This window comes from Luteibacter sp. P4_E6, assembly GCF_056401535.1.
This window is the reverse complement of sequence record NZ_JBFUJE010000105.1, coordinates 1-10,936: the sequence shown is the minus strand read 5'-3', so window position 1 is coordinate 10,936 and position 10,936 is coordinate 1. Positions and strand designations below refer to the sequence as shown.

Annotated in this window: 11 protein-coding genes; 3 read left to right on the top strand and 8 right to left on the bottom strand. The window is 62.1% G+C overall.

The genetic code is table 11. The features are described from left to right. Window positions 1–558: 558 nt before the first annotated feature. Complete coding sequence (locus AC1DT2_RS08930) at window positions 559–1,314, bottom strand: AAA family ATPase (RefSeq protein WP_477295908.1); 756 nt, start codon at window positions 1,312–1,314, stop codon at window positions 559–561. Window positions 1,315–1,523: 209 nt separating this feature from the next. After that, window positions 1,524–2,255 (bottom strand): AAA family ATPase, encoded by a 732-nt coding sequence (locus tag AC1DT2_RS08925; protein WP_477295907.1) that lies wholly within the window; start codon window positions 2,253–2,255, stop codon window positions 1,524–1,526. A 301-nt stretch (window positions 2,256–2,556) separates the two neighbouring features. Here AC1DT2_RS08925 and AC1DT2_RS08920 point away from each other — a divergent pair, with 301 nt between their 5' ends. Continuing rightward, window positions 2,557–2,916, top strand: a complete 360-nt coding sequence (locus AC1DT2_RS08920; RefSeq protein WP_477295906.1) for a hypothetical protein — start codon at window positions 2,557–2,559, stop codon at window positions 2,914–2,916. A gap of 43 nt (window positions 2,917–2,959) precedes the next feature. On the opposite strand, the gene AC1DT2_RS08915 is transcribed toward AC1DT2_RS08920, so the two are convergent. Continuing rightward, window positions 2,960–3,985: a magnesium and cobalt transport protein CorA gene (locus AC1DT2_RS08915; protein WP_063572860.1), complete on the bottom strand. Its 1,026-nt coding sequence runs from the start codon at window positions 3,983–3,985 to the stop codon at window positions 2,960–2,962. A gap of 227 nt (window positions 3,986–4,212) precedes the next feature. Between AC1DT2_RS08915 and AC1DT2_RS08910 the strand changes: the two genes are divergently transcribed. Next, on the top strand, window positions 4,213–5,475 hold the full coding sequence (locus tag AC1DT2_RS08910) for a hypothetical protein (protein WP_477295905.1): 1,263 nt from the start codon (window positions 4,213–4,215) through the stop codon (window positions 5,473–5,475). A 16-nt stretch (window positions 5,476–5,491) separates the two neighbouring features. Here AC1DT2_RS08910 and AC1DT2_RS08905 read toward each other — a convergent pair whose 3' ends face one another. The 5 genes from AC1DT2_RS08905 to miaB all read right to left on the bottom strand — a co-directional run bounded on the left by AC1DT2_RS08905 (window position 5,492) and on the right by miaB (window position 10,532). Beyond that, window positions 5,492–6,700, bottom strand: a complete 1,209-nt coding sequence (locus AC1DT2_RS08905) for a lipoprotein N-acyltransferase Lnb domain-containing protein (protein WP_477295904.1) — start codon at window positions 6,698–6,700, stop codon at window positions 5,492–5,494. Beyond that, the gene (locus tag AC1DT2_RS08900) at window positions 6,700–7,569 is read right to left on the bottom strand and encodes an HlyC/CorC family transporter (RefSeq protein WP_213947843.1); all 870 of its coding nucleotides are present in this window, start codon (window positions 7,567–7,569) and stop codon (window positions 6,700–6,702) included. The genes AC1DT2_RS08905 and AC1DT2_RS08900 overlap by 1 nt, the downstream gene beginning before the upstream one ends. 157 nt (window positions 7,570–7,726) lie before the next feature. Beyond that, a complete protein-coding gene (ybeY, locus tag AC1DT2_RS08895; protein ID WP_477295903.1) occupies window positions 7,727–8,203 on the bottom strand; it encodes an rRNA maturation RNase YbeY in 477 nt (158 codons plus the stop codon). Beyond that, entirely contained in the window at window positions 8,200–9,177 is a 978-nt protein-coding gene (locus tag AC1DT2_RS08890) for a PhoH family protein (protein ID WP_213947845.1), read from the bottom strand. Before AC1DT2_RS08890 ends, ybeY begins: the two co-directional genes overlap by 4 nt. 5 nt (window positions 9,178–9,182) lie before the next feature. Continuing rightward, complete coding sequence (miaB, locus tag AC1DT2_RS08885; protein ID WP_477295902.1) at window positions 9,183–10,532, bottom strand: tRNA (N6-isopentenyl adenosine(37)-C2)-methylthiotransferase MiaB; 1,350 nt, start codon at window positions 10,530–10,532, stop codon at window positions 9,183–9,185. Window positions 10,533–10,690: 158 nt separating this feature from the next. Here miaB and AC1DT2_RS08880 point away from each other — a divergent pair. After that, window positions 10,691–10,936 (top strand): DUF4124 domain-containing protein (locus AC1DT2_RS08880; RefSeq protein WP_477295901.1); only part of this gene is annotated, 246 nt, incomplete at its 3' end.

The following is a 10,936-nucleotide window of genomic DNA, read 5'->3' as shown; positions in this document are numbered from 1 at the left end:
CATTGAAGCTCATGGCTGCGGCCCTGGCGGCACCCCGCTGCCTCAGCCTGACGAATCTCCTGCGTTCCCTCCGCCGGATCCGGAAACGACAGGTAAGGCCATTTGGTGGGGTCTTATCATAGTGACTATATATTTGGTCGGCGAGACGCTCTTGGAAACCGAGTAAAAGTGCGTCTCGCTAGATGCTTGCAGCATTTCTTCGGCATATGTCCTAGGTGTGTAGATGTTTGCTTGGCATGTCGGGTCGTGCGAGGAAACACAGTAAGGCGGGGCGTTAGCTTCGCCCCATCATTTCGACGAAAGGATTTACAACGATGATCAATGACGAGACTGTAGCGAAACATATAAGCGAACTTATGTTGGATATTTGCCGACGAATGGCGGAGTCCGTACAGCTCATTCAGCAGGAGTGTAGCGATGAGGAGTTCACGAAATATCGTCGTGGTGCGGCCTATGTAATGGGTTATGCAAACAGCGAAATCCTTATGCCTCTGTACCACGCTCACCCGCATCTAAGGCCTGATGGTCTTAAGTAGCTGGTGCACGTTCGCGAAGGGCTCATTCAAGCAACAACGCCAGCTGTCGCTTGGGATTTCCCAAGAATGCCTTCGTTACTAAGAAGTGCTCCGTGTCCTCATAAGCTGTCCGGACCAGGCCCGTCTCGTCGATCTGATACAGATCTGCATCCGGATAGGCCATCAAGATCGGCGAATGCGTTGCAATGATGAACTGCGACTTCATACCCACGAGCTGATGGATTCGCGCGAGCATCGTCAGTTGCCGTGAAGGCGAGAGCGCCGCCTCTGGCTCGTCAAGGATATAGAGCCCCTGCCCCCCAAATCGGTTCATCATTAGTGCGAAGAAAGACTCCCCGTGCGACTGTTCGTGAAGTGACTTGTACCCATAGGAGTTGATGATGGGCGGTGCGTTGGCCGGCTCGGCATCCAGCTTTTCAATCTCCGTAGCCACATTAAAGAAGCTCTCAGCGCGAAGGAAAAAGCCGTCCTTCGCCCGCTTCACACTCTTCCCCAGAGTCAAAAACCCATGCAGCTCTGAATGTGACTGGCGCGTCCCGAAGTTAAAGTTCTTCGTCCCCCCTTCGGGGTTGAATCCCCAGGCGGTGGCGATCGCTTCCAGCAACGTCGACTTCCCGCTGCCGTTCTCGCCGACGATGAAGGTGACTTTCGGGTGGAACTTAAGCGTGCCGAGTTCCTTCACGGCGGGGAGCGAGAAGGGGTAGGTCTCAAAGCATGGGACGCGGTCTCGGCGGAGCTTTATGTCGAGGAGGTAGTGTTCTGCGGTCAATGAGCTCACGCGATAGCTTCCTTGTTGCTAGCACCCTTCGCCGATGAATCGGCTCTTACACAGGGCAGATTGCGAAATCCTGGCGGTAGCGGGTCTCAGAAGCAGCGATTGCGCGTTAGGGCAATACATCTTCGACGGGACGGATGGTCGTGGGTACCCGTTTTGCCAGGTCTTGGGCTAAGTTATTTGGTCGTGTCGATTTCTGCGCGCTGTTCAGTTCACTCCAGGAGTAGCGCCAACTGCCGCCCCGGATTCCCCAAAAACGCCTTCGTCACTAGGAAGTGCTCCGTCTCCTCATAAGCCGTCCTCACCAGCCCCGACTCATCAATCTGATAAATGTCCGCATCCGGATAAGCCATCAAGATCGGCGAGTGCGTCGCAATAATAAACTGCGAGTTCTTGGCGATCAGCTCATGCATACGCACCAGCATCGCCAACTGCCGCGAAGGCGAGAGCGCAGCCTCGGGTTCGTCCAGGATGTAAAGCCCGTTCCCACCAAACCGGTTCGTCATCAGCGCGAAGAACGACTCGCCATGCGACTGCTCGTGAAGTGACCGGCCGCCGTAGGAATCGGTGACACCTAGCGCATCGATTTCGGTCGCGACATTAAAGAAGCTCTCGGCTCGAAGGAAGAATCCATCCTTGGCGCGCTTGATGCCTTTGACCAGCGTCAAGGATTCATGCAATTCCGAGTGCGACCGCCGCGTCCCGAAGTTGAAGTTCTTCGTGCCGCCTTCAGGATTGAATCCCCAGGACGTGGCGATAGCTTCGAGGAGCKTCGACTTCCCGCTGCCGTTTTCGCCGACGATGAAGGTCACCTTGGGGTGGAGCTTCAGCGTGCCGAGGTTTTTTACGGCGGGCAGGCAGAAAGGATACACGTCGAACGAGGGCACCCGGTCCCGGCGGAGTTTTACGTCGAGCAGGTAGTGCTCGGCGTCCAGTGAGCTCATACGTAGCTTCCTTTTTGCTAGTAGCCCCCTGTGCATCTGGAGACGGGCGCAGGTGGCATATTTTAGCGGTGCCGCATCTCAGAACAAGCGATCGTGATCAGTGCGGGATAATATGTCGAGCGGGACTGGAGCCCATCTTATTAGCCGCAAGTCATCGAGCCTCGCAATGCTAAGAACCATCCTTCTTTCGATCTTGACTGCTCTCGTGTCGGCAGCTTTCTGTCTCATCTCCGCGCGGCTGAGAGAGCCCCGTCGTAAGGAACATTCCGAGTTCCGTTTTTCCACGAGCAGCCGGACTTTCATGTGGGTATTCACGTCCGCCGCCCTCGTAGGCCTTACGGCGGTGATGTCGGGTGATAGGTGCTTCCCGGTAACGGCATCAAGCTTGCTGTTCGCCGGAGGCGCGGCAGGTCTTGGATTTGCCGGCTGCGTGTGGACAGACCGGTTCGCCCTCAAGTATTTCGACGACCATTTGACCTACGGTGCTTTCAGGACGGCGAGGCTCGACTACAAGGACATCGTTTCCTTCACGCTGATTCGTGGGGGCAAGGGTGGGCCCCACCTGATCATCAAGACGGCCAGGAGAAGGATTTCGATCTCTGTGGATTCGCTTGGGGAGGCGACTGAGGTTTTGAAGGGTAAGGTGGGGGGTGGTCGCTAGTGCCGTTCGCCGATGAATCGGATCCTACAAGAGCGCGCTTTGGCTAGAACCACTTGTTGCGTTTTAGGGCGATGAAGATGATGCCGACGACGCAGGCTACCAGGCAGGTGATGGCGGGGTAGGCCCAGGGTTGCTGCAGCTCGGGCATGTGCGCGAAGTTCATGCCGTACCAGCTCGTGATCAAGGTAGGCGCCGCCAACATAGCTGCCCAACCGGCAAGCTTCTTCATCACCTCGTTCTGTCCAAAGGTAACGAGAGCAAGGTTCACACTGATCGCCGCGCCAAGCATCTCGCGCATCGCGGAAATCGACTCGTTCACACGAAACACGTGATCGTAAATATCGCGAAAATACGCCCGCAGTTCATCGTGAATCAGATGCGGATGCAGGCGCGTCAGCTGCGCCACGATGTCCTGCAACGGCACGACCGCCAAGCGCAGCGTCATCAGCTCGCGCTGCATGTCGTACAGCCGCTTGATGGTCTGCCGGTTGTACGTCTCGGCGAAGATGTCGTTCTCGAGCTCGTGTAGCTCTTCCCGAAAGTCGCGGACGATCGGCAGGAAGTTGTCGACGATGAAGTCGAGCACGGCGTAAAGCGCGTAGCTCGGTCCCATGCCGAGTAGTTCGGGCGATTGCTCGCAGTTACGGCGTGCCGGCGCATACGAGAGCGACGCGCCGTGGCGCACGGTGACGAAGTAGCGCTGGCCGACAAAGATCTGCGTTTCACCGAAGGCGATGTTGCCGCCGACGAGCTGGGCGGTCTGCGCGACGATGAAGAGGGAATCGCCGTAGGTTTCGATCTTGGTGCGCTGGTGCGCGAGCTGGGCGTCCTCGATGGCGAGGTCGTGCAGGTTGAATTCGTCCTGCAGCTTCAGCAGCAGCGCTTCGTCGGGCTCGTGGAGACCAACCCAGACGAAGGTGTCGGGCTCCTTGAGCACCTCGCTGATCGCGTCGATGGTGATGTCCCCAATGCGACGGCCATCGTTACGGTAGGCGACGCAATTGACGACCATGCCGCCATTGGAAACGGGCGGAGCGACGGGTTCGGGGAGAATCGAGACGGAGGCCATGGCGGGCATGATGCCGCCCCCTGTGTGACGGGGCAATCGCGGATTCAGAAAAATCGCAAAGGCAGATCGGGCGGGGCCGGATGGGTATTCAGTCGCGGCCGGATTTCGCTTGCCGAGCCGGGTCCCTAGGGTAGTGGGGCGGAGTCGAAGCGGCCGGATCGCCACATCTTGCGATTCTCCCTGGCAGCTCCGTACCCAGGAAAACCCATGATCACAAGGAGCGTATCGTGACTTTGACCCCCCAGAAACCACCGCATGACACCGATGAGGCCAATGGCATCCCGGCCTTCATGACCGAGGAAATGGTCCATGCCCGCCTCGGCATCGTTTATCTCTTCGCCAACGTCGCCTGCGACGAAGACCGTTTCACCTTCAGCACCGATGGTGTCCTCGACCTGCTCGGCAGCACGCCGGTGAAACCCGTCGTGCCGCCTGGAAAGAACGACCCCGCCAGACTGGCCGAGACACTCGACCGTGCCATCCGCGCCAATGAAGCCGTCCGCGACATCGACGCCGCGCGTCTGTCATCGCGCTCCGAGACTGCCAACGTGACGCCGGAAGAGGGCGCGTTGCGCGATGAGCTTGCTACTGAGCTGGAACGCATGGCTACCCTCATCGCCGGGGCTACCCAAGAGCAGCTCGCCGGTGGCACGGGTGCCGCGGTGCCGCTCGCGGCCGCCGCCGCGGGTATCTGGGCGTCACGCCCGGCGCTGATGAAAGAGGTGACCCGGACCATCGCCGAAGCCGCGGCTGCGCAGGCACAGCCCTTCGTGCTCAGCGGCCTGACTACGGCGTCCGGTGTGATCGATGCCCTGGAAAYGGGGTGCCAGCGTTATCTCGTCCACGCGCGTGGCAAGCAGGTGAACGTCCTTCCCGGCACGCCGACCACCACCATCGACGGCATCAAGCGCGCCATGGACCTCACGCTGGCCGGCAATGTTTATGCGTCCCTGAAGGGCGGAGCTCAACTGGTGGCGGAGGGCGTGACGGCGGGCGCTTCGAGTGCCATCGGTCGCATCGTGTTCTCGGCCATCGATGCGCTGGCCTCGTTCGTCCGGCGGGCGCACGACTTTTACTACATGCGTCAATTCTTCCATGAGGCGAAGGCGCACTGGGCGGACCGCAACCGTCCTGACGCCCTGCATCGGCGGCCGTACGAGTTCAACCTCTGGTACCGGAATGTCGCCATGCGCGTGCCGGTGATCCCGGTGCTCACCCTCAACAGCGGTCTCTGCGGCGACAAGGCCCACCTGCTTCGTATGTTCGGTCTCGAAGGCGAGCTGATCACGCAGGCGAAGTTCGACGCCGGCGTGGCTTATATCGACCAGCTGAAAACCTGGGGCGCAGGCTACCTGCGCGACGTGGGCTATGTCTTCGAAAGCGGGGACGCGGTCATCGCCGAACTGGTCAAGTCGGCAGCGGTGCCGGCGAACGAGAAGCTGCGCACGCGGTTGTGGACCGCGTTGAAGAAACTGGTGCCTCGCAAATAGCGAGGCACCGGCAAGCTCAGTCGTGGCGACGGCAGAACGTGGCGAACAACGCGGCCCAGCACGGCAGGGCGAGCAGTAACCACGGCATGTTCTGCTGCGGAAACTCGGGCCACAGGTGCAGCAGCAGGGCGATGACGCAGGCCGCGGCGGACAGCGCGGTGACACGCGGTGCGAGGCGGCCGATCTGTCGACCGGCCACGCGCAGGCGCCAGATGCCCGGGAGCAACAGCAACGCAAACGGCTGGAAGGCCAGCAGGTTGAAATTGCCCCAGGCGGAACGATGCAGGGTCAGCGTCCACAGGCCGAGCATGAACAGGCCTGCCACGCCGGCAAACACGGTGAAAAGCGTGCCCGCGGCAACGAAGATGCCGCGGGCCACGCGATGCCGGGTAAAGGCGGGCAGGGCCAGCGGAATGGCCCATAGCAGGCCGGCGATCAGCAGTGGCCAGCGCAGGTCGGGCGCCTGCTCCGGCGGGGGATCCAGTTTGTTCTGCGCGAGCGTGTCTTCCTGGGCGACCAGCGGTCGCGCGTCGGCACCCTCGCCGACGTGCACGTGGCGCAGTTCTTCTTCGAGCACCATCGGCAGGAAGGCTTCCTTCCACGCGTTCATCGGCTGGTCGGCATAGGGGCCGAGGCCGAGGTCCATGCCGAGCATCAGCCAGGCTYGGTTGCTCATCAGGCGTGCCGTCTGTTCGCGGAACGTCATGCCACCCGGCTGCTCGCGCAGCTGGCGGTGGAGTGCGCCACCGAGTGCGCCGTCCAGCGCATCGCGTACGCGCGTGGTGCAGTTGTCGGCGTAGTAGTCGTAGTTGTAACCGGCGTTGGCCGGCTGCACGTTCCACAGCATGAAGCGGCGCAGGCTGTCTTTCTGCTCGTCGTCCAGCGCGAGGCGCTGGCGACGCACGTAGCGACCTTCGCCCGCATAGAACTCGACGTCGGACTGCGTGGTCTCCGCATCCATGCGGTACGCCATGATGCCGCGCGCGAAGTTGAGGATGAATCCCTTCTGGTCGAAGTCGAACACGCCGTAGTTGAAGGCGATGGCTTCGCCGCTCACGGTGTCACGCACTTCCAGCGCATCGTGGCCGAAGCGTTCCCAGTAGATATCGCCGGGCCCGTAGGTCATCAACGAGATTTCGAGGTTGGCAGCCGGGGCGTCCACGATGCCCGCGTGGGCGGCCGGAACGAAACACAGGGCTGCCAACAGCCAAAGGACGTAACGCATCAGGCCCCGTTATTTCCGTTGCCGTTACCGCTGACACGGGTAACGTGAAAGTGCAGCACGCGGCGATCGTCGGCTTCGGTGACGCGGAAAACGAAGTCGCCCATGGTGATTTCCTCCCCCACGCTCGGCAGGTGGCCGAACTCGGAGGTGATCATGCCGCCGATGGTGTCGAACTCTTCGTCGGAGAAGTGCGCACCAGCCACCTCGTTGAAGTCGGCGATGGGGGTGAGCGCGCTTACCGCGAACACGCCGTCGTCGAGCTGGGTGGCGAGGATCGGATCTTCTTCGTCATCGTGCTCGTCGTCGATCTCGCCGACGATCTGCTCGAGCACGTCCTCGATGGTGATGAGGCCGGCAACGCCGCCGTACTCGTCCACCACCAGGGCCATGTGGTTACGCGTGAGGCGGAATTCCGCCAGCAGCACGTTGAGCCGCATGGATTCGGGGATGAGCACCGCGGGACGGAGCAGGGCGCGTACATCGCCACACTCGCTCTGGCCGAAGTACTTCAGCAGGTCTTTGGCCAGCAGGATGCCAAGGACTTCGTCCTTGTCTTCGCCGTGCACGGGGAAGCGGGAGTGACCGGATTCGACGACGGCGGCCAGGATGTCCGGCAGCGGCGCATCGACGGGCAGGCTGACGATCTGGGCCCGGGGGACCATGACATCGTCGACGCTGAGTTCGGTGACTTTGATCGCACCCTCGACCATGGTCAGGGTGTCGTTGGATAGCAGGCCATTGGCCTGGGCGGTACGCAGTTCTGCGATCAGTTCGTCGCGGTTGCGGGGCTCGCCGGAAAACATGTGGCCCAGACGGTCCCACCAGGATCGGTGAGTTGGGCCGTTGGTACTGCCAGGGTCCTCGTTCATTACTCTTTGATATTCGGCCCGAATGGGCGGAATGAGGAGTCTAACGGAAATCTTGTGACGGTTCAGGGGAAGGCGGCTTGGTAGGAGCCGATTCATCGGCGATCCCGCGCCAGCGGGCCAGGTTTCCGCGAGCACCCTATCGCCGATGAATCGGCTCCTACCGAGCGGGGGAGGCTTCGATATACGGATCTGCGATGCCCARGCCGGCCAGAATCCTGGTCTCCAAAGCCTCCATCGCCTCGGCTTCGGCCTCGTCGATGTGGTCGTAGCCAAGCAAGTGCAGCGTGCCGTGGATGGTCAGGTGGGCCCAGTGGTCGGCGGGCTTCTTGCCCTGTTCCGCGGCCTCGCGGGCCACGACGGGCGCACAGATCACCAGGTCGCCGATGAGGGGCAGATCCACGCCCGGCGGGAGCTCCACCGGGAAGGAGAGCACGTTGGTGGCGTAGTCACGGCCGCGGTACTGCAGGTTCAGCGCCTGGCCTTCCTCGATATCCACGATGCGGATCGACACCTCGCTGGCCTTGCGGCGACGCGCTCCCTTCAAAGCGGCTTCGATCCATCGGCGGAAACTGGCCGAGGCCGGCACGCCCTTGCGCGGCGCGGCATAGCCTACGGCGACATCGAGCTTGCTCAACGCGCTTCGTCCTTCTGTTCGAAGGCCTCGTAGGCACGGACGATCTTGGCCACGAGCGGATGGCGCACCACGTCGCGCGAGGTGAAGAAGGTAAAGCTGATGCCGTCGACACCACGCAGCACTTCGATCGCATGGCGCAGGCCGGAGCGGATGTTGCGCGGCAGATCCACCTGGGAGACGTCGCCTGTGATGACCGCGACCGAGCCGAAGCCGATGCGGGTCAGGAACATCTTCATCTGCTCGACCGTGGTGTTCTGCGCTTCGTCGAGGATCACGTACGAATCGTTGAGGGTGCGGCCGCGCATGTAGGCGAGCGGCGCGATCTCGATCACGTTGCGCTCGATCAGCTTGGCCACCTTCTCGAAGCCGACCATCTCATACAGCGCGTCGTACAGCGGGCGCAGGTAGGGGTCGATCTTCTGGCTGAGGTCGCCCGGCAGGAAGCCGAGTTTTTCGCCGGCTTCCACCGCGGGACGCACCAGTAGCACGCGCTGCACGCGGTTGTTCTCGAGCGCCTCGATGGCGCTGGCCACGGCGAGGTAGGTCTTGCCGGTACCGGCCGGGCCGACGCCGAAGTTGATGTCGTGGCTGGTGATGGCGTGCAGGTAACGGGCCTGGTTGGGACCGCGGCCCTTGATCACGCCGCGCTTCACCTTGATCACCACTTCCTGCGCCGATTCGGCGGCCTGGTCGGCAAGCGCGTCGATACCGGACTCGGCCAGGTGCAGGTTGATGACCGCGCCGTTGAGCGTTTCGTGCTCGGCCGCCGCGTACAACGCACGCAGCACCTTCTCGCCGGCGCGGGCGGTGAGCTCGTCGCCAATGACGCGGAAGGTGGCGCCGCGATGGTCGATTTCCACGCCCAGGCGCAGCTCGATCTGGCGGATGTGCTCGTCGAGCGGTCCACACAGGTTGGCTAGCCGGACGTTGTCTTCGGGTTCGAGCGAGAAGTCGCGCTGGATAAGCTGGCTCATGGCATTCACGAGGCGAGCGCGACCTCTTCGTCAAGGCGGATGCGACCGCGGAGGGAGTTGGACATCGCCTCGGTGATCACCACGTCGACGAATTGGCCGATCATCCGGGGGTGGCCCGGAAAGTTCACGAAACGCATGTTCTCGGTGCGACCCGACAGTTCGTTAGGGTCCCTGCGGCTGGGCTTTTCGACCAGCACGCGCTGCACGCTGCCAACCATGGCTTCGTTGATCTTGCGGGCGTTCTCGTTGATCGCCGCCTGCAGGCGCGACAGGCGCGCTTGCTTCACCACGGTCGGTGTCTCGTCCGGAAGGTTCGCCGCCGGCGTGCCGGGGCGGGACGAGAAGATGAAAGAGAAGCTCTGGTCGAAGCCGATGTCCTCGATCAGCTTCATGGTCTTTTCGAAGTCCTCATCCGTCTCGCCGGGGAAGCCGACGATGAAGTCCGACGACACGCAGATGTCCGGGCGCACCGAGCGCAGCTTGCGGATCTTCTGCTTGAACTCGATCGCCGTGTAGCCACGCTTCATGGCCGAGAGAATGCGGTCCGACCCCGCCTGCACGGGCAGGTGCAGGTAGTTGGCCAGCTGCGGCACGTTGGCGTAGGCCTCGATCAGCGAGTCGGAGAACTCCAGCGGATGCGAGGTGGTGAAGCGGATGCGGCCGATGCCTTCGATCTGCGCAATAGCGTGGATCAGCACGGAGAGATCGGCCATGTCGCCATCGTGCATGGGGCCACGGTAGGCGTTGACGTTCTGGCCGAGCAGGTTGACCTCGCGCACGCCTTGCTCGGCGAGCTGGGCCACCTCGACGATGACGTCGTCGAACGGACGGCTGATTTCCTCGCCACGCGTGTAAGGCACCACGCAGTAGGAGCAGTACTTCGAGCAGCCTTCCATGATCGAGACGAAGGCGGTGGGGCCTTCGGCGCGCGGCTCGGGCAGGCTGTCGAACTTCTCGATCTCCGGGAAGCTGATGTCCACCTGCGACTTACCGCTGGCGCGCTGGGCTTCGATCATTTCCGGCAGGCGGTGCAGCGTCTGCGGGCCGAAGACGAGGTCCACATAGGGTGCGCGCTTGAGGATGGCATCGCCTTCCTGCGAGGCGACGCAGCCACCCACACCGATGAGCACCGGCTTGCCGCCCGCCTTGTGCGCCTTCCAGCGGCCGAGCTGGCTGAAGACTTTTTCCTGGGCCTTTTCGCGGATCGAACAGGTGTTGACCAGGATGACGTCAGCTTCCGCTTCGTCCTGGGTCAGCTCGAGACCGTGCGATGCGAGCAGGACGTCGGCCATCTTGGCCGAGTCGTACTCGTTCATCTGGCAGCCGTGGGTCTTGATGAAAAGCTTGCCGCTCATGGGCCGGGATACCGTGATTCGTGGGGAGTTACCGAACCGCACAGTTTACGCCGCCACCACCCGCCTTGCCACAGGGTTCGGCGGATCAATGACTTGCGTGAGGAAGATCACGTTATTGGCCCTTGGCAGGGCATAGGTGCTCGGGCACACTCGCGCCCATGGTTCACGACGCGACGCCAGGGGAAAGCGCCGGCCATCCCGCCTGCCGTTTTCTGCTCTCCCGAATGGCCCTGCGAAGGGCTGCGGGCGTCTGCGTGCTGCTTCTGGGCCTGCTGGCGGGGCCGGCGTCGGCGGCTGCCCTATATAGATGTGTCGGCAGCACGGGCGAGACCGTGTTCTCCGGCAGCACTTCCGGCTACAAGGACTGCAAGCGGCTGGCCAATATGGCCCCGGCACGTCCGGCA